Consider the following 23,787-nt stretch of genomic DNA (forward strand, 5'->3'; position numbering starts at 1 on the left):
AGAGATCGCGGGCGTCAAGCCGCGCCGCGCCCGGCCTCCGCGTGCCGCAGCGTGGTGGCCAGCCGCACGGTGAGGCCGCCGGTGGAGCCGGGGAGCAGGTCGACGGAGTCCCACAGCTTGCGGGCCAGCCACAGCCCCATGCCGCCCGCGCCGAGGTCGTCGCCGTGCGCGGGGACGAAGCCGGCTAGCGGGTCGTCGAAGCCGGCACCGGAGTCGGTGATCGTGCAGACCACCGAGGTGTCGTCGGCCCACACCCGCGCCGAGACCGGCGGCCGGCCGTGGCGGAAGGCGTTGGCGGCCACCTCGCTGGCGGCCAGGTGCAGGTCGGCGCACTGGTCGGGGTCGCGGACGACGGCGGCCAGCACCCGCCGCAGGTCACCGCGCAGCGCGGGCAGCGCCGGGACGCCGTCGACGGCGTACACCGGCTCGCCCGCCTCCACCGGCTCCCGGACGACGGCGAGCTCGCGCAGGCACCGGTCGGGCCGGCGGTACTCGGAGCTGGCCACCCGCAGGCCGCCCATGAGCAGCTCCGGGTGCGCCAGCCGGGCGGTCTCGAGGGCCTGGGCGGGCAGCCGCTGCCGGTCGTAGAGGCACAGCAGGGTCAGCGGGGCGGTGGCGGCCAGCGCGTTGACCGCCGCCTCGTAGCGGCGGACCTCGCGCCAGCGCCGGGGGTCGGCGTCGTACCGGGGCTCCGCGGCGACCCGCAGCCGCCCCGACCCGCTGCCCGCGGCGCGCTCGAGCAGGCGCCGGACAACGGCCACCGCGTCGGGCGCCCGGGCGCCGATCAGGCAGATGCGGGGGTCCTCCTCGACCACGGCGCGACCGTGGAGACCGAGGGCCCGGCGGACGGCGTCGGCGGTGTCGGGCGAGCCGGCGAACACCGGCAGGTCCCCGGCACGCAGCCCCTCCTCGAGGAACGCCGCGGCGACCTCGACGGCCTCACCGGCGGAGTGCACGAGGGCGGCGGTGTGGACCAGGCCGCCGGCGGCGGGCGCCACGGCGTGCCCTGCAGGCGTTCCGCGCCCAGGCTCCGCCCGCGTGACGGAGGTTCCTGCCCGTTGGTCCACTGGCCCCTCGACAGCCTCCGGCCCGGACTGCTCCCGGCCCATTCCCTCCGATTGTGGGCCACGCACCCCCGGCACCGCTCGGTGGGTGCCCGTGGCCTCCTCCCTCCGGGAGGGGTCGGCCCGCCGCGGAGACGCTCAGCCGGCCGGGTCGACGACCCCGCCGAGCGCCAGGACGCGCGCCGCGGCGCTGCCCTCGCGGGTGCGGACGTCGAGCACGGACCGACGGGCGGCGACCGCGTCGCGCAGCTCGAGCACCAGCCCGACACCGGCGCTGGCCAGGTAGGTGACCGGCCGCAGGTCCAGCACGACCCGCTGCCCGGCCGGGAGGTCCTCCAGCGCCCCCAGCGCCTGCGCCCGCAACGCGCCCGCGACGGCGAGGTCGACCTCACCGTGCACCTCGACCCGCAGCCCGTCGGGCTCCCGGTGCACGGCCAGCCGCGCGGGCTCGCCGGCGGTGGCGCCGGTCCGCGTGCGCACCGGCGGGCCGTCGGGTCCCGGTCCGGCGGGGACGAACCGGAAGCGCACCGTCGTCCCGGAGCCGGCGACGCCGTCGCCGTCGGGCGTGCGGGCCACCTCGACGTCGGTGGCCAGCGCCGAGATCAGCTCCAGGCCCCGGCCGCGGTGGCCCCGGTCGGCCGGCACCGGGCGCCAGACGCCCTCGTCGCGGACGCAGACGTCGACGCTGCCGTCGGGGGTCCGCTCCAGGCGGTACTCGCAGCGGCCCTCGCCGCCGCTGCCGGCGTAGGCGTGCTCGACGGCGTTGGCCAGCGCCTCGCCGAGGGCCAGCTGCAGGTCGTCGACGCTGTCCTCGGGCAGGCCCGCGTCGGCCGCCCACGCCGAGACGGCCCGCCGGACGCCGCGCAGCCGCGCCGGGTCGGCCGGCAGCCGCTCGTGCAGCGGCGGGGGCGTCACCCGGACGGCGATCACCGCGACGTCGTCGGGCAGCGCGTCGTCGTCGAGCACCTCGGCCAGCAGGTCGCGGGTCAGCCGGTCCGGAGCGGCCGAGGCCAGCCGCGCGGCGGCGCGGGCGACCCGCTGCAGGCCGGTGTCCAGCGGCTCGCCGCGGCGCTCGACCAGGCCGTCGGTGTAGAGCAGCAGCGTCGTGCCGGGCGCGATCTCGGTCCGGCTCTCGGTGTAGGCCGGCCGGCCGGGGACGCCGAGCACCGCGCCGGCGCCGTCGTCGAGGAAGGTGACGCCGTCCTCGCCGAGCAGCATCGGCGGCGGGTGCCCGGCCAGGGCGTAGTCCACGGTGCCTGCCCGCCAGTCGAGCACCAGGCAGGCCGCGGTCGAGGCCAGCGCGCCGGGCAGCCGCGTGGCGAACCGGTCCAGCAGCTCCAGCGCCTGCGCGGGCGGGCAGCCCTGCAGCAGCGCGGCCGACAGCGCGCTGCGCAGCTGCCCCATGACGGCGGCCGCGGAGGGCCCCTGGCCGACGACGTCGCCGACGGCGATCCCCACCCGGCCCTCGCCGAGCTCGACGACGTCGTACCAGTCACCCCCGGCGGAGGTGCCCGCGGCGCCGGGCAGGTACTGGGCGGCCAGGGCGAGCCGCTCCAGCTGCGGCAGGCGCTGGGGCAGCAGGCTCAGCTGCAGCGTCTGGGCGATGCCCTGCTCGGCGCGGTAGAGGCGCGCCCGGTCCAGGGCCTGGGCGCTCTGCTCGACGATCGCCAGGAGCATGCTGCGCTCGGCCGGCCCGAAGGCGCGCGGGTGCGGGAACCCGGCGCCGACGACGCCCACCACGCGGCCGGCCACCAGCAGCGGCAGCGCCACGGTGGAGGCCAGCCCGAACCGCGACAGCGTCTCGGCCTGCCCATCCTCGAGGCCGCCGGCGGAACCGGGCCAGTCCGCCAGCCGCTCGACCCACAGCGGCCGCCGCTCGACCACGGCGCGGGTCACCGCCAGCGGCGCCGACAGCGGCAGCTCCCCGAAGTGGCGGCGACCCTCGGGGTCGTCGCCGGTGAGCGCCAGCAGGCGCAGCCCGCGGCCGGTGTCGTCGAGTTCGTAGACGCCGGCCCGGCAGTCGTCGCCGACCAGGGTGACCAGGTGACCGGCGGTGGCGCGGGCCACCTCCTCGGGCGTGGTGGCCGCCGAGAGCTCGGCGGTGGCCCGCTGCAGCAGCCGCAGCCGCCGGGCGGTGGCGCGCTCGTCGGCCAGCAGCAGCGCGTTGTCCAGCGCCAGGGCGGCGCGGGCGGCGATGTCCTCGACGAGGGCGCGGTCGTCCTCGTGGAACGGCGGGGCGTCGTCGCCGCGGCCCAGCGCCAGCACCGCGCGGACCTGCCCGCGCACCGACAGCGGGACCAGCAGCGCCGAGCGCAGGTCGAGCCGGACGCCGCCGTCACCGGGGCGCGACAGGTGCGGGCGCAGCACCGACCTGCCGCTGGTGAGCACCGTCAGGCCCAGCCCGCCGTGGGCGTCGAGGCCGGCCAGCAGGTCGCGGTTGCCGCCGTCGACTCCCGCCCAGCCGGCGTAGCGCAGCCGGCCGTCCTCGCCGACCACCCGGACGGTGCAGGAGTCGGCCAGCCGCCGGTCGACCACCAGCCGGGCCAGCGCGACGAGCTGCGCGTCGGTGTCGGTCTCCCGGTCGAGCGCCGTGCCGACCTCGGCGAGCAGGGTCTGCCGCTCGGTCTCCTGGTAGCGGGCGTTGATGTCGGTGCAGCTGCCCACCCAGCCACCCGGACCGCCGCTGCCCCCGATCGGCACGGCCCGCTCGAGCAGCCAGTGGAAGGCGCCGTCGGCCCGGCGCAGCCGGAACTCGACCTCCCAGCCCTCACCGCGCGCGGTCGCCTCGGTGACGGCGGCGACGTAGCGCTCGCGGTCCTGCGGGTGCAGCCCCTCGCGCCAGCCGTCGCCGCGCTCGGCGGAGACCGGCCGGCCGGTGAAGTCGGTCCAGGCGGCGTTGAGGAACAGTCGCCGGCCCTCGGCGTCGGCGACCCAGATGAGCGCCGGGGCGAGGTCGGCCATGGCGGTGAACCGCTCCTCGGCCTCCCGGCGGGCGCGGCCCAGCTGCAGGTGGGCGTCGACGCGGGCCAGCAGCTCCTGCGCCGAGAACGGCTTGACCAGGTAGTCGTCGGCGCCGGCGGCCAGCCCCTCGACGGCGGCCTCCTGACCGGCCCGGGCCGACAGCAGCACGACGGGGACCCGGGAGGTGCGCGCGTCGGCCCGCAGCGCACCGAGCAGCTGCAGGCCGTCGAGGCCCGGCATCATCACGTCGCTGACGACGAGGTCCGGCGGGTCGGCCAGGGCCGCCTCGAGCGCCGCGCGGCCGTCGGAGACCGCCTGCACCTCGTGCGCCGGGGCCAGCAGGCGGCCGACGTAGTCGCGCATGTCGGCGTTGTCGTCGGCGACCAGGACCCGGCCGGCGCGGGCCCCTGCCGCCGGGGGTGGGGGCTGCTCGCCGGACCCCGGCAGCCAGCGCAGCGCCTCGGCGACGAACGGGGTCGCCGAGGCCGAGACCGCCGGGGCCTCCGGCGCCGGAGGGGCGAGCCGGTCGGCGGGCAGGTGCGCGGAGCCCAGCGGCAGGGCGACGGTGAAGGTGGTGCCGACGTCGGGGGCGCTGTCGACCTCGACGTCGCCGCCGTGCAGCCCGACCAGCTCGCGGACCATCGCCAGGCCGATGCCGCTGCCCTCGCCGGAACGGGCGCGGGCGCCGGAGACGCGGGTGAACCGCTCGAACAGCCGCGGCAGCTCGGCGGCGGGGATGCCGGTGCCGGTGTCGGCGACGGTGAGCACGGCGCGGCCGTCGGCCTCCCGCAGCCGGACGGTGATGCCGCCGGTGAAGGTGAACTTCAGCGCGTTGGACAGCAGGTTGAGGACGACCTTCTCCCACATGTCCCGGTCGATGTGCACCGGCTCGGGCAGCGGCGGGCAGTCGACGGTGAGCGTGAGGCCGGCGCGCTCGACCGCCGAGCGGAACACGCTGGCCAGCTCGCCGGTGACCGCGGACAGGTCGACCGGCTCGAACCGCGCGTCGATGCGCCCGGCCTGCAGGCGGGAGAAGTCGAGCAGGGTGTTGACCAGCTTCTGCAGCCGCAGGGCGTTGCGCTCGACCACCTCGAGCTCCTGCGCGACCCGGGGGTCGGTGGCGGCCGCCGTCGAGGACCGCAGCTCCGCGACCGGGCCCATGATCAGTGTCAGCGGGGTCCGGAACTCGTGGCTGACGTTGCTGAAGAAGTCGGTCTTGGCGCGGTCGAGCTCGGCGAGGGCCTCGGCGCGGCGCCGCTCGGCGAGGTAGGCCTGGGCGTCGCCGACGGCGGTCGAGACGTGCCCCGCGACGAGGTCGGTGAAGCCCCGGTAGTCGGCGTCGAACGCCCGGTAGGGGTTGACGCCCAGCACGAGGACGCCGGTGGGGACCTCGGCCGCAGCGGTGCTGATCGGGAGGACGACGGCCTGGTCGGGCCGGGCGTCGCCGACCGGCGAGGGCAGCAGCGTGCCCGCGGCGTGCGCCCGCAACCCCGTGACCACCTCGGCGGGGCCGCCGGCGGCCACCCGCTCGACGACCTCCCGGAGGGGCCCGCCCAGCAGGACGGCGGGGTCGCTCAGCCCGCACGCCCCGGCCGACTCGAGGGCGCCCTCGGCGGTGCGCAGGACGGCGAGGGCGACGGGCACCTCCGCGCGGTGCCGGGCGAGGACGTCGACGACGGCTCGGCAGGCGTCGGCCTCACTGCCCACGGACGCGGTGGACAGCTCGCCGAGGTCGTGCAGCGCGCGCAGGCGGCGGTCGGCGAGGACCCGCCGGGTGTTCTCGGTGACGACGCAGAGCATCCCGGCGGTGCGGCCGCCGTCGTCGGCGACCGGGCTGTAGGAGAAGGTGTGGTAGGTCTCCTCCGGGTAGCCGCTGCGCTCGAGGAACAACAGCAGGTCCTCGTCCCAGGTGGCCACGCCGGTCGCGAGCACCGACTCGATCCGCGGGCCGATGTCGTCCCAGATCTCCGACCACATCTCCCGGGCCGGCCGGCCCAGGGCCCACGGGTGCTTGCCCTGCAGCGTGTCGCGCTGGTAGGCGTCGTTGTAGAAGGCGGTCAGCTCCGGACCGTAGGCGGCCCACATGGAGAAGCGCGAGGTCAGGACGATCCGGACCAGGTTGCGCAGCGCGGCCGGCCACCGCTCCGGGGGGCCGACGGGTGTGCTGCCCCAGTCCCGGGCGGCCATCTCCCGGCCGACCTCACCGCCACCGGTGAAGAGGGAGCCGGGCGCGTCCCGTGTCACCGCGCCACCACGCCCGCAGCCTAGGCGCTCCCGGTGGAGGCCGCCCCGCTGCGCCCGGCGAGCGCGTCGAGGGTCACCCGGTCGAGTCCGGCCGCGGTGGTGACCTCGGCGTCGTCGAGCGCGCCGCAGTCCAGTCCGCGCAGCACCACGCCGGCCAGGGCACGCGCGGTGGCCGGCTCGTCGAGGACCCCGGCGTCGGCCCGCTCGACGTAGGCGGACAGCCGCGCCGCGGCCGCCGGGAAGGCGCCGCGGAAGAAGGCGTAGGTGGCCAGGTAGCGAGTGACCAGCTGCGCCGGGTGCAGGTCCCAGCCCTGGTAGAGGCCGCGCTCGAGCGCCCGGCGGACCAGTCCCGCGTGCACCCGCCAGCCGGCGTGCACCTGCTCGCGCAGGCCGACCGGGAGGACGTTGGTGGAGCCGTCGACCGCCCGGGCGCCGGTGCCCGCGACGGCCACCTGCATGAGCTGCTTGGCGAGGTCGAGCGCGGGGTGGTCGGAGGACTGGTGCGCCGCGGCGATGCCCAGGGCGGCGCTGTAGTCGTAGGTGCCGTGGTGCAGGCCGGTCAGCCGCGGGCCGGCCGCGTGCACCATGCGGGCCAGGGTCACCGCACCGTCGCCGCCGAGGACCGCCTGCGGGGTCTCCACCTGCAGCTCGAGGTCGAGCGCGACGCCGTGCGCGGCCTCCAGCGCGTCGAGCACGGGGAGGAAGGCGCGCACCTGCTCGACGGCGGTGACCTTGGGGAGGGTGACCGTGGCCCGGAGGGGTGCCTTTGTCGCGATATCGGCTCCCAGGGCACCGAGGAAGAGGTCGAGGGAGCGGACGCCGCGGCGGCGGGTGGGGCCCTCCAGCGACTTCGCCCGGATGCCCACGGACGGCGGGGCACTGCCGGCGCCGAGGTCGGCGGCCACCGCCTCCGCCGCGCGCACGACGTCGCCGTCCTCGGCGTCGGGCCGGCCGCGGTAGCCGTCCTCGGCGTCGACCCGCAGGTCCTCGACCGGCTCGGCGGCGAGCTTGGCGCGCACGCGCGGCAGCACCCCGTCGAGCAGGCCGGCGTCGTACCCGAGGTCGGGCAGGCCGTGCTGGTCGAGCGCGGCCAGCGCCGCCGCGCCCCAGGCGGCGGCCAGGTCCGGGACGACGGCGTCGGCCGGGACGTAGCAGGTGTGCACCGGCTGCCGGCCCGGCCGCTCGCCGGGGTAGGCGGCGGCCCGGGCCGCGTCGACCGGGGCGAGCCGCCGGTCGAGCTCGGCGTAGATCCCGTCGCCGAGCACTAGGAGATCAGCTCGTAGGCGGGCAGCGTGAGGAAGTCGGGGAAGTCCTCCGCCAGGGCGACCTGCTCGAACAGCCTCCGGGCGTCGTCGAGGCGCGGCAGCTCGCCGATGCCGGCGACCTCCTCGGCGACGACGCGGCGCACCAGCTCCTCCGTCACCGCCTCGCCGGTGTCGAGCACGACGCCGGCGTGCACCCACTGCCACACCTGCGAGCGGCTGATCTCGGCGGTGGCGGCGTCCTCCATGAGCCCGTGGATGCCGACGGCGCCGTTGCCGCCGAGCCACGCGGCCAGGTAGCGGATCGCCACCTCGACGTTGGCCCGCAGCCCGACGAGGGTCCGCCCGCCGGGGACGCCGGCGACGTCGAGCAGCTGCCCGGCGGTGACCGCCACCTCGGGGCGCTGCCGGTCGAGCTGGTTGGGCCGGTCCCCGAGGACGGCGTCGAAGGCCTCCCGGCAGACCGGCACCAGGTCGGGGTGGGCCACCCAGGACCCGTCGAACCCGTCCCCGGCCTCGCGGGTCTTGTCCTCGCGCACCTTCGCCAGTGCGCGCTCGTTGGCCCCGGCGTCCGTGCGGCTGGGGATGGCCGCGGCCATGCCGCCGATCGCCATGGCGCCGCGGCGGTGGCAGACGGCGACCAGCTGGTCGGTGTAGGCCCGCATCATCGGCGCGGTCATCGTCACCGCGGCGCGGTCGGGCAGCACGAACCCGGGGCCGGCCTCGCGGAAGACCTTGATGACGCTGAACAGGTAGTCCCAGCGCCCGGCGTTGAGGCCAGTGGCGTGGCTGCCCAGCGCGTGCAGCACCTCCTCCATCTCGAACGCCGCCGGGATGGTCTCGATCAGCACGGTGGCGCGGATCGACCCCTCGGGGATCCCGAGCGCCTGCTCCGCGGCGTCGAACACGAGCCGCCACAGCCCGGCCTCGAGGTGGCCCTCCAGCTTCGGCAGGTAGAGGTACGGGCCGCTGCCGCGGGACAGCTGCTCGGCGGCGTTGTGGAACAGGTACAGCCCGGCGTCGACCAGCGCGCCCACCGCGGGCTCGCCGTCGACGAGCAGGTGCCGCTCGGGCAGGTGCCAGCCGCGCGGGCGGGGGACGATCGTGGGCAGGTCGCCGTCCTCCCGGAGCCGGTACTCCCGGCCCTCGGGGGTGGTGGACGCCAGCTGCCGGCGGACGGCGTCGCGGAGCACGACCTGCCCGGTGAGGACGTTGCGCCAGTGCGGGGTGTTGGCGTCCTCGAGGTCGGCCAGCCACACGTCGGCACCGCAGTTGAGCGCGTTGACGGCCATCTTCGGCTCGGTCGGTCCGGTGATCTCCACCCGGCGGTCGACCAACCCGGGCGGGGGCGGGGGAACCTGCCAGTCGCCGTCGCGGATCCCGGCGGTCTCGGGGCGGAAGTCCAGCCACCGGGCGGCGGCGATCTCGGCGCGGCGGGTGGCACGGGCGGCGAGCAGGGCGTCGCGCTGCGGGCCGAAGCGCCGCTGCAGGTCGGCGACGAACTCCAGCGCCTCCGGGGTGAGCACCTCCGCGGACCGCTCGACGTCCGGGCCCTCCACGCGTACGTCCCTCACCGCTGGTCCCCTTCGCCGGCCCGGATGGGCTGCCATCCTGTCACCGTGTCCCGCCTCGACGAGTTCAACGACGAGCCCGCCGACGCCGCCGTGGAGGCGCTGCGCGGCTGCAACGCCGCGCCGCGCCTCGCCGCCGAGCTCGTGGCCGGCCGGCCCTTCCCCGACGTGGACACGCTGGTCCGCCGGGCCGGGGAGGTGGCCCGCGGGCTGCCGTGGGACGAGGTCGCGCTCGCGCTGGCCGCGCACCCGCGGATCGGCGACCGGGTGGAGGGCTCCTCGGCCGAGGCGCGGGCCTCCCGCCGCGAGCAGGGCTCGATGGGCGGGGCCGACGAGGACACCCGCGCCGCGATCGTCGAGGGCAACCGCGCCTACGAGGAGCGGTTCGGGCACGTCTACCTGGTCCGGGCCGCGGGCCGGTCCCCGCAGGAGATGCTCGCCGAGCTGCGCCGCCGGCTGGGCAACGACCCCGACGCCGAGCGCGCCGAGGTGGTCGAGCAGCTCGCGCAGATCACCGAGCTGCGGGTGCGGGAGCTGGTCTCGTGAGCGAGCTCGCGAGCTCACGCAGGGGCAGGGCAGCGCCGCGAACGCGACCGACGAGCGCCAGCGAGGAGGACGCGTGAGCGTCTCCACGCACGTGCTCGACGCCGTCGCCGGGCGGCCGGCCGCCGGCGTCGCCGTCCAGCTGCACGCGGGCGACGAGCTGCTCGCCGTCGGGATCACCGACGACGACGGCCGCTGCCGGCTCACCGAGGAGGCGACGGTGGCCGGTCCGCACCGGCTGGTGTTCGCCACGGGCCCGTGGTTCGAGGTCCGCGGCGTCGCGGCGTTCTGGCCGGAGGTGACGCTGACCTTCGCCGTCACCGAGCCCGCCGCCCACCACCACGTGCCACTGCTGCTCTCGCCGTTCGCCTACTCGACCTACCGCGGGTCCTGACCGCCCGACGTTCCACGTGCAACCGCGCCGGTGCGGCAGGCTGGCGGCATGGCGATCGTGCTCGGACCGAACCAGTACGGGAAGGCGGAGGTCCGCGTCGTCGCGGTCGACCGCAGCGGCCCCCGCCACGACCTGGTCGACCTGAACGTGAGCACCGCCCTGCGCGGGGACTTCACCGCCGCGCACACCGCCGGGGACAACGCGCACGTGCTGACCACCGACGCGCAGAAGAACACCGTCTTCGCCTTCGCCCGCGACGGCGTCGGCTCGCCGGAGGCGTTCGGCCTGCGGCTGGCCCGCCACCTGGCCGGCTCCTACGACTGGATCACCGGCGCCCGGGTGGCGGTGGAGTCCCACGGCTGGGAGCGGATCGCCGTCGGGGGGCAGCCGCACGGGCACGCCTTCCGCCGGCCCGGCGGCGAGGTGCGGACGGCGGTGGTCACGGTGGACGGCGCCGACGCGCACGTGCTGGCCGGGCTGTCCGACCTCGTCGTCCTCAAGACCACCGGCTCGGAGTTCTGGGGCTTCCCGCGCGACCGGTACACGACGCTGGCCGAGACCCGGGACCGCGTGCTGGCCACCGCGGTGACCGCCCGCTGGCGCTACACCGCGGCCGACCTGGACTGGGACGGGCTGTTCGCCGGGGTCCGCACCGTGCTGCTGGAGACCTTCGCGGCCACCCACTCCCTGGCGCTGCAGCAGACGCTCTACGCGATGGGCGAGGCGGTGCTGCAGCGGTTCCCCGACGTCGCCGAGGTCCGGATGTCGATGCCCAACCGGCACCACTTCCTCCAGGACCTGTCGGCCTACGGGCTGTCGAACACCCCTGGCGAGGACGACACGCTCGTCTACCACGCCGACGACCGTCCCTACGGGCTCATCGAGGGCACGGTGCTGCGCGACGACGTCCCGGCCGCCGAGGTCGCGTGGCTGGGGACGCCGGGCTTCTGCTGACGGGTACAGGACGTGACACGTCAGGATCGGTCGTGGCACGGCCCGGACGTGGATGCCACGGTGGTGCCCGGGCGGCGGGGACGTCTCGCGATCCCGGCCGAGGTGCGTGCCGCGCTCGGGCTCGTACCGGGGCAACGGCTGCGCCTGCGGACCGAGGGCGGCCGGCTGGTGCTCGAACGACCCGGGGACGCGGTCTCGGAGCTGCGCGGCCTGGCAGCCGGGGTGCCCCGTGACCGGTCGCTCGTCGAGGAGCTGCCGGCCGAGCGGCGGGCCGAGGCGCGCACGGAGTGGTCGTCCTCGACGCCGCGGCGGTCCTGGCCCTGCTCCACGACGAACCGGGGGCGGACGTGGTCGCCGAGGGCCTCGGCGGCGAGGTCCTGGGAACGGCCGACCTGGCGGGAGGTCGTCGGGAAGCTGGTCGACGCCGGTGCAGCGGTCTCGCGGCTGCGGCCTCTCCTGCTGTCGGCCGGTGTCACCACCGAGACCCTGAGCGCGGCGGACGCCGAGCTGGCCGGGGCGCTGCGGAGCACCCGGCGGACGGGCGCTGGCACCCGGTGACCGTTGCTGCCTCGCGCTGGTCCTGCGGTACGACGCGGCCGAGGTGCTGACCGCCGACCGCGCCTGGGCGGAGCTGGACCTCCCGCTGCGGGTCCGGCTGATCCGGTAGGTGGCCCGGGCGGGATCCGGGTCAGCGCTCCTGGCACGATCGGCGGCGTGCCCGACGAGCGCGAGGTCCTGACCTACGAGCAGTTCGGCACCGCCGCCCGGGACCTGGCCCGGCAGGTCGTCGACGGCGGCTTCGAGCCCGACCTGATCCTGTCCATCGCCCGCGGCGGGCTGTTCCTCGGCGGCGCGCTGGGCTACGCCCTCGACGTGAAGAACACGTTCGTGATGAACGTCGAGTTCTACACCGGCGTCGACGAGCGGCTGGACCTGCCGGTGGTGCTGCCGCCGACGCTGGACCAGGTCGACATCACCGGCGCCAACGTGCTCGTCGCCGACGACGTCGCCGACACCGGCAAGACCCTCGAGCTGGTCCGCGACTTCTGCGCCGGCTACGTCGCCGCGGTGCGGACGGCGGTCGTCTACGAGAAGCCCCGGTCGCTGGTGACGTGCGACTACGTCTGGCGCCGCACCGACGCCTGGATCGACTTCCCCTGGTCGTCGGAGCCGCCGGTGCGCAGGCGCAGCAACCGCCCCCCGCACTGAGGAAGGACCCCCTCGCCCCCCGCCGCTCGCAGGCTCGCGGCGGGCCCCTGCGAGGAGGCCGGGACCCGGGTCCTGTCGGCGGTCGCCGACTGTCCCGACGCCGCGCCCGCATCACTCCGGCCGGAGCCGGTAGAAGCGGAAGAAGTCGTGGTCCACGGGCAGCACGTCGACACCCGCGAAGCCGGCGTCCCGGGCGTAGCGGGCCAGCGTGTCCGGCCGCATGACCGTCCCGGTGCCGGCCGAGGGCCGCGTCGACAGCCCGTCGGGCAGGCAGCAGGTCAGGCTGTAGCCGTACATCAGCCGGTCGACGTCGGAGCCCGGCGCGGTGAAGGCCTCGGCGACCCGCTCGTCGGCCACCAGCACCGTGCCGCCGGGTGCGACCAGCCCGCGCACGGCCGAGAGCACCCCCACCGGGTCGGCCAGGTCGTGCACGCACTCGAACGCCGTGACCAGGTCGTAGCCGCCGGCCCGGTCCCGCAGCCCGGCGACGTCGGCGACCGTGAAGGACACCCGGTCGGCCACGCCGGCGTCGGCGGCGGCGGCGCGGGCCCGCTCCACCGACGGCGCGTCGACGTCGAAGCCGTCCACGCGCGCGGCCGGGTAGGCGGTCGCGATGCCGATGGAGGACCAGCCCAGCCCGCACCCGACGTCGGCGACGCGGCCGCCGCCCTGCAGCGCGGCGTGCACGTCGGGCAGCGCGGGCAGCACCTCCGCACCCAGCGGCCCGGCGAAGAACGGCCGGTTGGCCGCCGCCTGCGCCTCCCGGGCGTCGGGCCCCATCTCCGCCCAGCCCAGCCCCGAGCCCTCCCGGTAGACCTCCGCCAGCCGCGGCACGTTGCGGACGAAGGCCATCGCCGCCCAGGCCAGCGGGGCGGTGTACAGCGGGTCGAGCTCGTCGACCAGCACCGCCCGGTACCCCGGCGGCAGCGTGTAGCAGCGCTGCTCGGGCGCGGCGGCCGGGTCGTCGACGGTGAGGTAGCCCGCGACCGCCTGCTGCTCGAGCCACTCGCGCGCGTAGCGGGGGTCGGTGCCGGTGCGCTCGGCGAGCCGCGCGGCGGTCGCCGGCGCGCCGTCGAGCGCGCGGTACCAGCCCAGCCGGCGGCCGAGCTCGACCGCGGCCACCTCGAAGGTGCCGGTCACGGACGCGACGAGCCGCTCGGACAGCGCCTCGGGCCCGGGGAGGGACGTCGTCATGCCCCTGCACAGTGGCCCGGCCGGGCCGGCGAGGGAAGGGCCGTCCTCCCCGCCCGGCGGTCCGGGCCGGTCAGCGGCGGGTGGACACGCTCACGGTGAACCGGCGGTCGTGCGCGGCCGCCCGCGTGGGCCCGACCAGGCGCCGCAGCGCCGCCCGGTGCGGCAGCCGGTTGTTCCAGACCGCCCACAGCTCCCCGCCGGGGCGCAGCACCCGCGCGGCCGCGGCGAAGAGCCGGTCGGCCGCGGCGGTGACGACCGCGGCGCCGAGGTGGAACGGCGGGTTGCAGACGACGAGGTCGGCGCTCGCGTCGGGCAGGCCGGCGGCGGCGTCGTCGCGGGTGACCCGCACCCGGCCGAGCCCCGCGCGGTCCAGCGTCGCGCGGGCCGAGGCCACCGCGGCGGCGGACTGGTCGGTGGCGGTGACGGCGAGCTCCGGCCGGGACCGGGCGAGGACGGCGGCCAGCACGCCGGTGCCGCAGCCGAGGTCGACCGCCGCCCGCGCGCCGGGGGCGGCGCCGGCCAGCGCGGTCGCCAGCAGCCGGGTGCCGTCGTCGACGCGGGTGCCGGCGAAGGCGGCGCCGTGGGCGCACACGTCGAGGTCGAGCGCGTCGTCGCGCCGGCAGCGGGGGAAGCTCGGCGCGACCCCGGGACGGGGGTCGCGGGCGACGAGCACGCGGGACTTCTGCCGGGCCAGCGTCGCCGAGACGTCGGTGAACCCGGTGCGCAGCACGTCGTTCATGCCGAGCGTCATGTGCTTGACCCGGCCGCCGACGAGCACGACGACGTCGGGTGCGGCCGCGGCGGCGGCCAGCTCGGTGAGCTCGCGCAGCGCGTCGAGGGCCTTGGGCGCCTGGGCGAGGACCAGCGTCGCGCCGTCGAGGAGCTCCGCCGTCAGCGGCAGCGAGCGGTAGCGGCCGGTCAGGCCGGTGCGCTCGGCGTTGCGGGCCAGCGCCTGCTCACTGACCAGCAGGTCCTGGTGCACCCGGACGTCGGTGGCGCCGGACGCGAGCGCGCCCAGGGTGAGCGCCCCGTGGGAGTCGTCGACGACCACGACCCGGCCCGGGCCGGCCAGCGCCCCGGCCGCGGTGTCGAGCAGCAGCCGGTCGGTGGCGTCGACGGCGACCAGGTCGGGCGCCTCGACGTCGGGGTCGCGGCGCAGCCGGGCGAGGACCTCCTCGCGGTCCACCGGGGCGTGGCTCACCGGGGCGCGGTCCACCGGGGCGTGGCTCACCGGGGCGTGGCCGCGACGAAGGCGGCCACCACCCGGCCGAGCTCGCCGCCCACGTCCTCCTGCAGGAAGTGCCCACCGCCGGCCAGCGTGGTGTGCGCCCTCCCCCGCGCACCGGGCACGACCTGCTGGAACACCCGGTCGGCGCCGGCGGTGATGGGGTCGGAGTCGGAGAACGCGGTGAGGAAGGGCCGGTCGAAGCAGGCGAGGACCTCCCAGGCGGCCCGGTTGGCGGCCGCGGCGGGGTCGTCGGGCGTCGTCGGCACGAGGGCGGGGAAGGCCCGCGCGCCGGCCTTGGACTCCTCGTCGGGGAAGGGCGCGTCGTAGGCGGCGACGACCTCCGGCGGCAGGGCGGTGACCGTGCCGTTGGCGACGATGCGGCCGATCTGGAACTCCTGCGCCGTCGCGGCGAACCGCTGCCAGGCGAGGAACGCCTCGCTCATCGGGGTGTCCCCGGTGGGCAGGCCGGTGTTGGCGACGACGACCCGGGCGAACCGGTCGGGGTGCTCGGCGACCAGCCGCAGCCCGATCAGCCCGCCCCAGTCCTGCCCGACGAGCGTGACGTCGGTCAGCCCGAGGCCGTCGAACAGCGCCTGGCGCACCCACTCGACGTGCGCGGCGTAGCTGTAGGCGGCCGGGTCGGTGGGCTTGTCGGAGCGGCCGAAGCCGACCAGGTCGGGGGCGACCACGCGCAGCCCGGCGGCGGTGAGCTCGCCGATGACGTGCCGCCACAGGAACGACCAGGACGGCTCACCGTGCAGCAGCACGACGACCTCGCCGTCGGCCGGCCCGGTGTCGACCACCGCGACCCGCAGCGACGTGCCGTCGCCGGCGTCGACCGGGACGTACGCGGGCGGGTACGGGAAGCCGGGCAGCGCGGCGAAGCGCTCCTCGGGCGTGCGGACGACGTCCATGCGGCCCCTCCAGGCATAGGAAGCTCTGCGCACGTCCAGCGGCGCGAGACGTGCGTAGAGCTTCCTATGCCCGACCCCCGGGGGGCTGCGCGCGGGACGGCGGCGGGAGGATCGCCGCGGACCCCGTCCCGACGACGCAGGGAGCGCCCCCGTGCCGATCCACGCCCGCGAGTGGCACCTGGCCGCCCGCCCCCACGGCGAGCCGACCCCGGAGGACTTCCGGCTGGTGGAGGTCGAGCACCCCGACCCCGCCGAGGGGCAGGTGGTCGTGCGGATGGTCGCGATGTCGGTCGACCCCTACATGCGCGGCCGGATGCGGCTGGGCCCCTCCTACGCCGCGCCCTGGGAGGTCGGCGAGGTGATGAAGGGCGGCGCGGTCGGCCGCGTCGTCGAGTCCCGCTCCCCCGACGTCCCCGAGGGCGCGCTGGTGCTCACCGACGCCGCCTGGCGCGACGTCGCCGTCCTCGACGCCCGGCACGTCCGGCAGCTGCCGGCCACCGGCCTGCCGCTGACCTGGTCGCTGGGCGTCCTCGGCATGCCGGGGCTGACCGCCTACGCCGGGCTGTTCCGGGTGGGCGCCTTCCGCGAGGGCGACGCCGTGTTCGTCTCCGGCGCGGCCGGGGCGGTGGGCAGCGCGGTCGGCCAGTTCGCCCGCCTGCGTGGCGCCTCCGCGGTGGTGGGCAGCGCCGGCAGCCCGGAGAAGGTCGCCTGGCTGCGGGAGATCGGCTTCACCGCCGCCTTCGACTACCACGACGGGCGGGTCCGGGACCTGCTCGCGCAGGCCGCCCCCGACGGCGTCGACGTCTTCTTCGACAACGTCGGCGGCGAGCACCTCGACGCCGCGCTCGGCGCGCTGCACGTGCACGGCCGGGCGGTCATCTGCGGCTCGATCTCGAACTACAACGCCACCGAGACGGTGCCCGGGCCGAGGAACTTCAGCTCGCTCATGATCTCCAAGCGGCTCGCGGTCACCGGCCTGCTCGTCAGCGACCACACCGACCTGCACCGCGAGTTCACCGAGACGGTGTCGGGCTGGATCCGCTCCGGCGACCTCGTCGTCCGCGAGACCGTGTACGAGGGCCTCGACAACGCCGTGCCCGCCTTCCTCGACCTCCTGAAGGGGGCCAACACCGGGAAGATGGTGGTCCGGCTCGCACCGGACCCCGACTGACCGGCGGTTGCGGGCCCACGGGCGCGGGAAGGGCGCAGGCATGTGGCTGTTCCTCACCCGCCGGCTGCGGGTCTGGCTGATCGTGACCGTGCTCGTGCCGCTGGCCACCGGGCTGCTGCGCCGGGCCGGCCGGGCGCTGGAGCGGCGCGGGGGCCCGACCCGGGTCAGCCGCGCGCTGCTGCAGGCCGGTGACCTCGGCGACCGGGCCCGCACCCGGCTGCGCGGAGGCGGCCGACGGCGCCGGTGACCACCGCCGAACGGGTCCCCGCCCTCGACCACACCCCCGCGACCGCGCCCACCCGCGCGGTCGCCGTCTTCGCGCACGGCGGCACCGTGGCCAGCGTCGAGCCGCCGCGGGAGCGGGCGCTGTCGCTGGTGCGCATGCGGGCGATCCAGGAGTCGGTGGTGGCGGCCGCGGCCGGCCGCGGGGTGGAGACCTACCTGGTCCGCTACCGCGTGGCCGGGTGGAACGGGCCGGCCGCCGACGCCCACGCCGACGTCCGGTGGGCGCTGGACCGGGTCCGCGAGCGGCACGGCGACGTCCCGGTGGTGCTGGTCGGGCACTCGATGGGCGGCCGGGCGGTGCTGCGCGCCGGGGACGACCGCTCGGTGGCCGCCGTCTGCGGCCTGGCGCCGTGGACGCCGCCGGGTGAGCCGGTCGGCCACCTGCGCGGGCGCACCGTCGTCCTCGCCCACGGCCGCGGCGACCGCTGGGTGCCCGCCCGGCTGTCGGAGGACTTCGCGGGGCGCGCGCACCGCGCCGGCGCGCGGGTCGCCCGGTTCACGCTGCCCGGCGGCCACGGCATGCTGCGCCGGGTCGGCGCCTGGCACGGGCTGGTCCGCGACGTCGTGCTCGCCGGGTCCGGCCTCGCACCCTGGCGCGCGGACGTGCTGGCGGCGCTCGACGCCCCGCCGCCCGGGGGCCTGGCCGTCCCGTTGTGAGACGCCGCCGTCCGGGTAGGGGCGGCGCGTGGAGGAGCTGCTCGCCGAGGTGGTCGGCGTCCTGGTCACCGTCGTCGAGGCCTGCGGTGCCGTGGTCATCGTCGTCGGCGCGGTCTGGGCCTTCGTCCGGTTCGTGGCAGTGGGGCTGCGCCGCGGTGGGACGTCGGCCTTCGTCCCGGTCCGGCTCACCCTCGGCCGGTTCCTCGCGCTCGGGCTGGAGTTCCAGCTGGCCAGCGACGTGCTGCGGACGGCGGTCGCGCCCAGCTTCCGCGAGCTCGGCCAGCTCGCCGCCGTGGCCGCCATCCGGACGGCGCTGAACTACTTCCTGTCCCGGGAGATCGCCGAGGAGCGGCGGCAGGTGGCCGAGGGGACCGGCGCGCCCGCACCGGACCCGGCCTCCGCCGAGCACCGCGGACGGGGCGTGTGACCTCGCTCGGGCCGCTGCCCGGGTTGCTCGCCGTCGGCGTCGGCGGGCTGGCGCTGGTCGCCGGGGCGGTGACCCTGGCGAGCACGCGGCGCCCGGCGCTGGCCCTCGGCGTCTTCCTCGACCTGCTGCTCGCGGCGGGGCTGCTGCGGCTGGCCGCCGAGCCGACCTGGACGTCCCTGGGCACCGCGGCGGCGGTGGTGCTGCTGCGGCGGCTGATCGGGGTGGGGCTGCGGGCCGGCGGCCGGTCGCTGTCCCCGCCGGTCCTCGCCCCCGCACCTGGCGGCCGACGGCGGGGAGCCGACGAGGAGCCTCTGTAGCGCTGTCGGCTCCTCTGTCCGCTCAGGAGAACAGGGCGCTGTAGCCGTTGAGCGCGGGCTGGCCGCCGAGGTGGGCGTAGAGCACCGTGGACGACGGGTCGATCTCGCGGCGGCCGACCAGGTCGATCGTCGCGGCCATCGACTTCCCCTCGTACACCGGGTCGGTGACCATGCCCTCGGTGCGGGCGGCGGTCTCCATCGCGCGGATCGTCGTCGCGTCGGGGATGCCGTAGACGCCGGCGTGGTAGCGCTCGTCGAGCTCGACGTCGTCGAGGGTGAGCTCGCGCCGCACGCCGATCGCCCGCGCCGTCCGCTGGGCGATGCGCAGCACCTGGTCGCGGGTCTCGGCGGGCTCGGCGCTGGCGTCGATCCCGAGCACCCGCCGGGGCCGGCCGCCCTGCTCCTCGAGCAGCGCGAAGCCGGCGACCATGCCGGCCTGCGTGGACCCGGTGACCGAGCAGACGACGACGGTGTCGAAGAAGACGCCCAGCTCGGCCTCCTGCTGCGCCACCTCCAGCGCCCAGGTGGCAAAGCCGTGCCCGCCCAGCGGGTGGTCGCTGGCCCCGGCCGGGATGGCGTAGGGCTTGCCCCCACGGGCCTCGATCTCGGCGAGCGCGGTCTCCCAGCTCTCCTTGAAGCCGATGCCGAAGCCGGCCTTCACCAGCCGCACGTCCGCACCGGCCAGCCGGCTGACCAGGATGTTGCCGACCTTGTCGTAGACGGCGTCGGGCCAGTCCACCCAGCTCTCCTGCACCAGCACGCACGACAGCCCGACGTGCGCGGCGACCGCGGCCACCTGCCGGGTGTGGTTGCTCTGCACGCCGCCGATGGAGACGAGGGTGTCGCAGCCCTGCGCCAGGGCGTCGGCGACGAGGTACTCGAGCTTGCGGGTCTTGTTGCCGCCGTAGGCGATGCCGGAGTTGCAGTCCTCCCGCTTGGCCCAGACCGCGGCGCCGCCGAGGTGCGCGGTCAACCGGTCGAGCCGGTGCACCGGCGAGGGGCCGAACAGCAGCGGGGTGCGGGGGAAGTCAGCCAGGGTCGACATCGGTCTCCTCCAGTTCGGACAGCAGCGCCGTCCAGATCTCGGTGGTGGTGGCGACGGCGACGTCGACGTCGTCGTGCGCGCAGGCGGTGACCAGGCGGTCGTGCAGGTCGACGGACTCCCGGCCGTGCGCCGCGGCGAACCGGGCCCGCTCGAGCCGGCGGATGGCGGGGGTGAACCGTTCGACGGTGGCCGTCAGCGCGGTGTTGCCGGCGCGGTCGAGCAGCACGGCGTGCAGGTCGTCGTCGGCGGCCAGTGCGGCGTCGACGTCGCCGGCCCGGACCGCCGCGGCGAACCGCTCGTTGGCCGCGCGCATCGCGGCGACGTCGTCCCCGGTCACCCGGCCGGCCGCCTCCCGGACGGCCAGCTCGTGCATCGCCCGGACGACGACGGCGGCGTCGCGGACCTGCCGCGGCCGCAGCGGCGTGACGCGGGTGTGGCTCTGCGGCTTGGCCTCGACCAGCCCCTCGTCGACCAGCCGGGCCAGCGCGGCGCGGACGGGGGCGACCGACAGGCCCAGGCGGGCGGCGAGGTCGGCGTCCTTCACCACCGCGCCGGGGGCGAGGTCGCCGCTGACGATGGCCGTCCGGATGCGGTCCAGCGCCTGGTCGCGCAGCAGCACCCGGCCGACGGGGGCGAGCGGTGCGGTCACACCTGACATCTCAGATGTCAATAGTGCTCCCGTCAAGTGCCGAGAGGGCTGCAAGGGCACCTTCGTTGCGGTCGGTGGCAGGACGGGACCTCCTGGGCCGGCCGGAGGCGCCGCACGATCGACGCCGGGGACTGAGCACCGACCCCGCCGACGCCGCCGCCCACTTCGCGCGCCGGCTCGCCGTCGGGACCGACGTCAGCGACGTGTGGAAGCCGCGGCGCACCTGCCGGGGCGGGAGGTCGCCGTCCGCGCCGCCGCGGAGCTGGACCGGTCCGTCCCGGTGGTCACCTTCTGCTGGGGACCGGGCTGCAACGGCGCCCACGCGGGCCGCGCTCGCGCTGGCGCTGCTCGGCTTCCGGGTGCGGGAGACGATCGGCGGCCTTGAGTACTGGGCGCGCGAGGGCCTGCCGGTGGCGACCGCGGCCGGCCTCACCCGTCCGGCCGCCGACCCGCTGACCGCGCCGGTCAGCTGCGGGTGCTGAGGTCGGGCACGCCGTCGTCGGACAGCCGGGCCCACAGCAGCTCGTCGCGCCGGACGCCGTCGGAGTAGCGGTGGGAGCGGCGCAGCCGGCCCTCGAGGGTGAAGCCCGCCTTCTCCGCCACCCGGCCGGAGGCGGGGTTCTCCGCCGCGTGCACCAGCTCGACCCGGTCGACCGACAGGGTGGCGAAGGCCCACCGGACGGCGGCGTCGACGGCACGGGGCGCCACCCCGCGCCCCCGGGCGGCGGGCACGGTCCAGTAGCCGACCGCCGCGTCGCCCTGCACGGGGTCGACGGCGTGCAGGGCGACCGACCCGACCAGCTCGCCGGTGGCGGCGTCGACCACGGCCCAGGCGGCCGTCGTCGCGCTGCGGCCGGCCCGCCGGGCCACCCACTCGGCGGCGTCCTCGTCGGTCGCGACCCGGCCGGGGTTGGAGAACAGGTCGGTGGCGGGGTCGGTGAGCGCGACCCGGACGGCGGGCGCGTCGCCGGGCCGCCACGGGCGGAGCAGCACCGGCCCGGCGGGGACCTCGGGTGGAGCGGGGAGGGCGTCGGGCACGACCGGCATCGTGCCCGACGCGCCGTTCACTCCTGCGGAGCCGACCCCGGCTCGGCCATCTTCCGGTTGAGCTTGGCGGCCACGTTGCCCGGCGTCACCGCCGACAGCCGGCCCATCGCCTTGCTGGCCAGCGACCCGCCGAAGACCGACGCCTCGCCCTTCATCAACCCCTCGTAGCCCTGACGGGCCACCTGGGCCGGGTCGTCCTTGGCGTCGGTGGCGCCCATGCGGGTGTCGGTGAGGTCGGCACGGTCGAAGAACTCGGTGTCGGTGGGCCCGGGCAGCAGCGCGGTGACGCTGACGCCGTGGTCGGACAGCTCCTCGCGCAGGGCCAGCGCCAGGTGCTGCACGAACGCCTTGCTCGCGCCGTAGACCGCCTGGAACGGCTGCGGCGCCTGCGAGGCCACCGACGAGGTGAACAGGATGCGGCCCTCGCCGCGGGCGGCCATGTCCTGCGCCACCCGCTTGGCGATGTGCACCGTGGAGCCGCAGTTGAGCGCGACGATGCCCAGCTCGGCGTCGAGGTCGGTGTCGGTGAACGCGCCGCCGACCCCCACACCGGCGTTGATGGCCGCGGCGTCCAGCGGGCGGCCGGCCCCGCGGACGGCGGCCACGAGCAGCTCGCGGTCCTCGTAGCGGGTCAGGTCGCCGCGGACCGGGGAGACGTGCGCGCCCATCCCGCGCAGCGTCTGGGCGGCGGCGTCGAGCTCGTCGTCCTCGGCGGCGACGACCAGGTCGTAGCCGTGCTCGGCGAACTGCTTGGCCAGCTCCAGGCCGATGCCGCTGGAGGCACCGGTGACGAGCGCGAGGGGACGGGCGGAGGGGACGGTCACGGGGACTCCCGGGGTGGGTCGCGGGTGCGGTCGCCTCCGTCATGCCCGGTCCGGCCGGGTCCGACCCCTGCGCGCGGGTCCGGGAGGAGCCGTGCACTTCCGCGGACGTGCACGGCGGTGGGCCCGCCTCCCGAGGAGGCGGGCACTTCCGCGGAAGTCCACACGTCCTGTGCACGGACGGCGGACCCGGACGCCGGCGCAGGTGAGCCGGCCACGGTCCGGGTAGGGCGGTCCGGTGGAGCGGTCGGTCACCGTCGCCGTCGACGACGACCTGCGGCCGCTGCTGCCGGCCCGCGACCGCGCGGCCGGCCGGCGGGTGCTCGCCGCCGATCCCGACGCGACCGTCGGTCACCTGGTGCAGGCCGCCGGCGTCCCGCTGACCGAGGTGGGCGAGCTGCTCGTCGGCGGCGTCCCCGTGTCCCGGGAGGACCGCCCGCCGGCGGGCGCGAGGGTCGTCGTCCGTCCCGTCCGGCGGCCGCAGCCGGTGCCGGCGGGCGGGTTCCTCCTCGACGTCGGCCTGGGCGCGCTGGCCCGGCGGATGCGGCTGCTCGGCCTGGACGCCGCCTGGTCACCCGAGGCCCGCGCGCCCGACGCCGACGACGCCGAGCTGGTGGCGGCCGCCGTCGCCGGGGACCGGGTGCTGCTCACCCAGGACCGCGGCCTGCTCATGCGCCGGGCGCTGCCGGCCGGGGCGTGGGTGCGCGGCGCGACCCCGGACGACCAGCTCGCCGACGTGCTCGACCGCTTCCGCCCCCCGCTGGCACCGCGCACCCGCTGCCCCGCCTGCAACGGCGTGCCGGCGCCGGTGCCGGCCGCCGAGGTGGCCGCCCTCGTGGAACCGGGCACGCGGCGCACCGCCACGGAGTTCACCCGCTGCCCGGACTGCAGGCGGGTCTACTGGCGCGGCGCGCACGCCCGGCGCATCGACGAGCTGGTCGAGCGCGCGCGGCGGCTCACCGACAGCCATCAGCGCTACAAAGGCGAACTCCTGGCCCGCGGGGGCCACGGGTCGGCCCCGGTGTGTCAGCCGGGGCGGGCAGGACGAGGGGGTCCGCCCGGCCCGACGGAGGGAACCCCATGCCCGAGTACGTGCTCCCCGACCTGCCCTACGACTACGGGGCACTGGAGCCGCACATCTCCGGCGAGATCATGCAGCTGCACCACGACAAGCACCACCAGACCTACGTGACCGGGGCGAACACCGCCCTGGAGAAGCTCGCCGAGGCGCGCGAGAACGACGGGCTGGGGACGGCGAACCTGCACGAGAAGAACCTGGCGTTCAACCTCGCCGGGCACGTCAACCACTCGGTGTTCTGGCCGAACATGAGTCCCGACGGCGGCGACCGGCCCGACGGCGAGCTCGCCGCGGCGATCGACGAGCACTTCGGCTCCTTCGACGGGTTCCGGGCGCACTTCACCGCCGTCGCCGGCGGGGTGCAGGGCTCGGGCTGGTCGATCCTCGCGTGGGACTCGGTGGGCCAGAAGCTGCTGATCTGCCAGCTCTACGACCACCAGGGGAACCTCGCCGTCGGGCTGGTCCCGCTGCTGATGCTCGACATGTGGGAGCACGCCTTCTACCTGCAGTACCGCAACGTGAAGACCGACTACATCGGCGCGTGGTGGAACGTCGTCAACTGGGCCGACGTGACACAGCGGTTCACCGCGGCGCGCACCGCCACCGCCGGGCTCGTCGTCCCGGCGGCCTGAGCGGGTGCGGGGGCCGCGGCACGCCCGCGGCCCCCGCACCGCCTCAGGGAAGCCTCACCTCGGCCCGCGCGGGCCACGTCCTGGCCCGACCGTGACACCCCCGGCGGGCACCCCGGCACC

24 protein-coding genes are annotated in these 23,787 nt (G+C 76.9%); 13 read left to right on the plus strand and 11 right to left on the minus strand.

What is annotated here, in order from left to right; all coding sequences use genetic code 11:
- Nucleotides 1–14 precede the first annotated feature (14 nt).
- The 4 genes from CHC04_RS18120 to aceB all read right to left on the minus strand — a co-directional run bounded on the left by CHC04_RS18120 (nucleotide 15) and on the right by aceB (nucleotide 9,090).
- Nucleotides 15–998, minus strand: coding sequence for an anti-sigma factor RsbA family regulatory protein (locus CHC04_RS18120; protein WP_176450086.1), 984 nt, complete (start codon nucleotides 996–998; stop codon nucleotides 15–17).
- A 204-nt stretch (nucleotides 999–1,202) separates the two neighbouring features.
- Nucleotides 1,203–6,269 (minus strand): SpoIIE family protein phosphatase, encoded by a 5,067-nt coding sequence (locus tag CHC04_RS18125; RefSeq protein ID WP_089405356.1) that lies wholly within the window; start codon nucleotides 6,267–6,269, stop codon nucleotides 1,203–1,205.
- Between the two features lie 20 nt (nucleotides 6,270–6,289).
- Nucleotides 6,290–7,534 carry a DUF6986 family protein gene (locus tag CHC04_RS18130; protein WP_089405357.1) on the minus strand — a complete coding sequence of 415 codons (1,245 nt, stop codon included), beginning with the start codon at nucleotides 7,532–7,534 and terminating at the stop codon, nucleotides 6,290–6,292.
- A complete protein-coding gene (aceB, locus tag CHC04_RS18135; protein ID WP_245817426.1) occupies nucleotides 7,534–9,090 on the minus strand; it encodes a malate synthase A in 1,557 nt (518 codons plus the stop codon). The genes CHC04_RS18130 and aceB overlap by 1 nt, the downstream gene beginning before the upstream one ends.
- 60 nt (nucleotides 9,091–9,150) lie before the next feature.
- On the opposite strand from aceB, the gene uraD reads away from it, so the two are divergent.
- The 5 genes from uraD to CHC04_RS18160 all read left to right on the plus strand — a co-directional run bounded on the left by uraD (nucleotide 9,151) and on the right by CHC04_RS18160 (nucleotide 12,202).
- Nucleotides 9,151–9,648 (plus strand): 2-oxo-4-hydroxy-4-carboxy-5-ureidoimidazoline decarboxylase, encoded by a 498-nt coding sequence (gene uraD / locus CHC04_RS18140; protein ID WP_089405359.1) that lies wholly within the window; start codon nucleotides 9,151–9,153, stop codon nucleotides 9,646–9,648.
- A gap of 73 nt (nucleotides 9,649–9,721) precedes the next feature.
- A complete protein-coding gene (gene uraH, locus CHC04_RS18145; protein WP_089405360.1) occupies nucleotides 9,722–10,039 on the plus strand; it encodes a hydroxyisourate hydrolase in 318 nt (105 codons plus the stop codon).
- Between the two features lie 48 nt (nucleotides 10,040–10,087).
- Nucleotides 10,088–10,993, plus strand: coding sequence for a factor-independent urate hydroxylase (gene pucL, locus CHC04_RS18150; RefSeq protein WP_089405361.1), 906 nt, complete (start codon nucleotides 10,088–10,090; stop codon nucleotides 10,991–10,993).
- Nucleotides 10,994–11,041: 48 nt separating this feature from the next.
- Complete coding sequence (locus CHC04_RS18155) at nucleotides 11,042–11,551, plus strand: AbrB/MazE/SpoVT family DNA-binding domain-containing protein (RefSeq protein ID WP_089405362.1); 510 nt, start codon at nucleotides 11,042–11,044, stop codon at nucleotides 11,549–11,551.
- Nucleotides 11,552–11,707: 156 nt separating this feature from the next.
- A complete protein-coding gene (locus tag CHC04_RS18160; RefSeq protein ID WP_089405363.1) occupies nucleotides 11,708–12,202 on the plus strand; it encodes a phosphoribosyltransferase in 495 nt (164 codons plus the stop codon).
- A 111-nt stretch (nucleotides 12,203–12,313) separates the two neighbouring features.
- Here CHC04_RS18160 and CHC04_RS18165 read toward each other — a convergent pair whose 3' ends face one another.
- From CHC04_RS18165 to CHC04_RS18175, 3 genes are all read right to left on the minus strand, one after another.
- Nucleotides 12,314–13,396, minus strand: coding sequence for a class I SAM-dependent methyltransferase (locus CHC04_RS18165; protein ID WP_089405364.1), 1,083 nt, complete (start codon nucleotides 13,394–13,396; stop codon nucleotides 12,314–12,316).
- 70 nt (nucleotides 13,397–13,466) lie between these two features.
- Nucleotides 13,467–14,597, minus strand: a complete 1,131-nt coding sequence (locus tag CHC04_RS18170) for a class I SAM-dependent methyltransferase (protein WP_245817428.1) — start codon at nucleotides 14,595–14,597, stop codon at nucleotides 13,467–13,469.
- Between the two features lie 26 nt (nucleotides 14,598–14,623).
- Nucleotides 14,624–15,538 carry a haloalkane dehalogenase gene (locus CHC04_RS18175; RefSeq protein ID WP_089405365.1) on the minus strand — a complete coding sequence of 305 codons (915 nt, stop codon included), beginning with the start codon at nucleotides 15,536–15,538 and terminating at the stop codon, nucleotides 14,624–14,626.
- 151 nt (nucleotides 15,539–15,689) lie between these two features.
- Here CHC04_RS18175 and CHC04_RS18180 point away from each other — a divergent pair, with 151 nt between their 5' ends.
- Genes CHC04_RS18180 through CHC04_RS18200 form a run of 5 tightly spaced genes read left to right on the plus strand, consistent with a single transcriptional unit; the run spans nucleotide 15,690 to nucleotide 18,395 of the window.
- On the plus strand, nucleotides 15,690–16,709 hold the full coding sequence (locus CHC04_RS18180) for an NADP-dependent oxidoreductase (RefSeq protein WP_089405366.1): 1,020 nt from the start codon (nucleotides 15,690–15,692) through the stop codon (nucleotides 16,707–16,709).
- A gap of 40 nt (nucleotides 16,710–16,749) precedes the next feature.
- Nucleotides 16,750–16,956, plus strand: a complete 207-nt coding sequence (locus CHC04_RS18185) for a hypothetical protein (protein WP_089405367.1) — start codon at nucleotides 16,750–16,752, stop codon at nucleotides 16,954–16,956.
- Nucleotides 16,953–17,651, plus strand: coding sequence for an alpha/beta hydrolase (locus CHC04_RS18190; RefSeq protein WP_089405368.1), 699 nt, complete (start codon nucleotides 16,953–16,955; stop codon nucleotides 17,649–17,651). Before CHC04_RS18185 ends, CHC04_RS18190 begins: the two co-directional genes overlap by 4 nt.
- A gap of 28 nt (nucleotides 17,652–17,679) precedes the next feature.
- On the plus strand, nucleotides 17,680–18,078 hold the full coding sequence (locus tag CHC04_RS18195; protein ID WP_089405369.1) for a DUF1622 domain-containing protein: 399 nt from the start codon (nucleotides 17,680–17,682) through the stop codon (nucleotides 18,076–18,078).
- A complete protein-coding gene (locus CHC04_RS18200) occupies nucleotides 18,075–18,395 on the plus strand; it encodes a DUF1622 domain-containing protein (protein WP_217897439.1) in 321 nt (106 codons plus the stop codon). The genes CHC04_RS18195 and CHC04_RS18200 overlap by 4 nt, the downstream gene beginning before the upstream one ends.
- A gap of 22 nt (nucleotides 18,396–18,417) precedes the next feature.
- Here the strand turns inward: CHC04_RS18200 and CHC04_RS18205 are convergent, their stop codons facing one another.
- Together CHC04_RS18205 and CHC04_RS18210 are read right to left on the minus strand one after the other, a co-directional pair.
- On the minus strand, nucleotides 18,418–19,440 hold the full coding sequence (locus tag CHC04_RS18205) for a 1-aminocyclopropane-1-carboxylate deaminase (protein ID WP_089405370.1): 1,023 nt from the start codon (nucleotides 19,438–19,440) through the stop codon (nucleotides 18,418–18,420).
- Nucleotides 19,424–20,089, minus strand: a complete 666-nt coding sequence (locus CHC04_RS18210; RefSeq protein ID WP_425432460.1) for a GntR family transcriptional regulator — start codon at nucleotides 20,087–20,089, stop codon at nucleotides 19,424–19,426. The genes CHC04_RS18205 and CHC04_RS18210 overlap by 17 nt, the downstream gene beginning before the upstream one ends.
- A 74-nt stretch (nucleotides 20,090–20,163) precedes the next feature.
- Between CHC04_RS18210 and CHC04_RS18215 the strand changes: the two genes are divergently transcribed.
- The gene (locus CHC04_RS18215; protein WP_217897440.1) at nucleotides 20,164–20,571 is read left to right on the plus strand and encodes a rhodanese-like domain-containing protein; all 408 of its coding nucleotides are present in this window, start codon (nucleotides 20,164–20,166) and stop codon (nucleotides 20,569–20,571) included.
- Here the strand turns inward: CHC04_RS18215 and CHC04_RS18220 are convergent.
- Entirely contained in the window at nucleotides 20,555–21,127 is a 573-nt protein-coding gene (locus CHC04_RS18220) for a GNAT family N-acetyltransferase (protein WP_245817431.1), read from the minus strand. The two genes, CHC04_RS18215 and CHC04_RS18220, sit on opposite strands and share 17 nt — an antisense overlap.
- A gap of 26 nt (nucleotides 21,128–21,153) precedes the next feature.
- Nucleotides 21,154–21,960, minus strand: a complete 807-nt coding sequence (locus CHC04_RS18225; RefSeq protein WP_089405372.1) for an SDR family NAD(P)-dependent oxidoreductase — start codon at nucleotides 21,958–21,960, stop codon at nucleotides 21,154–21,156.
- 235 nt (nucleotides 21,961–22,195) lie between these two features.
- Between CHC04_RS18225 and CHC04_RS18230 the strand changes: the two genes are divergently transcribed.
- Entirely contained in the window at nucleotides 22,196–23,149 is a 954-nt protein-coding gene (locus tag CHC04_RS18230) for a Mut7-C RNAse domain-containing protein (RefSeq protein WP_089405373.1), read from the plus strand.
- Nucleotides 23,038–23,667: a superoxide dismutase gene (locus CHC04_RS18235; RefSeq protein WP_089405374.1), complete on the plus strand. Its 630-nt coding sequence runs from the start codon at nucleotides 23,038–23,040 to the stop codon at nucleotides 23,665–23,667. The genes CHC04_RS18230 and CHC04_RS18235 overlap by 112 nt, the downstream gene beginning before the upstream one ends.
- Nucleotides 23,668–23,787 lie beyond the last annotated feature (120 nt).

It is taken from the genome of Geodermatophilus saharensis (genome assembly GCF_900188205.1).
Taxonomy (GTDB): Bacteria; Actinomycetota; Actinomycetes; order Mycobacteriales; family Geodermatophilaceae; genus Geodermatophilus; species Geodermatophilus saharensis.

What these genes read in the sequence shown, in the direction of transcription:
- pucL (WP_089405361.1), top strand. Translation starts at nt 10,088, where the DNA reads ATGGCGATCGTGCTCGGACCGAACCAGTACGGGAAGGCGGAGGTCCGC.
- CHC04_RS18165 (WP_089405364.1), bottom strand. Translation starts at nt 13,396, where the DNA reads ATGACGACGTCCCTCCCCGGGCCCGAGGCGCTGTCCGAGCGGCTCGTC.
- CHC04_RS18175 (WP_089405365.1), bottom strand. Translation starts at nt 15,538, where the DNA reads ATGGACGTCGTCCGCACGCCCGAGGAGCGCTTCGCCGCGCTGCCCGGC.
- CHC04_RS18185 (WP_089405367.1), top strand. Translation starts at nt 16,750, where the DNA reads ATGTGGCTGTTCCTCACCCGCCGGCTGCGGGTCTGGCTGATCGTGACC.
- CHC04_RS18205 (WP_089405370.1), bottom strand. Translation starts at nt 19,440, where the DNA reads ATGTCGACCCTGGCTGACTTCCCCCGCACCCCGCTGCTGTTCGGCCCC.
- CHC04_RS18235 (WP_089405374.1), top strand. Translation starts at nt 23,038, where the DNA reads ATGCCCGAGTACGTGCTCCCCGACCTGCCCTACGACTACGGGGCACTG.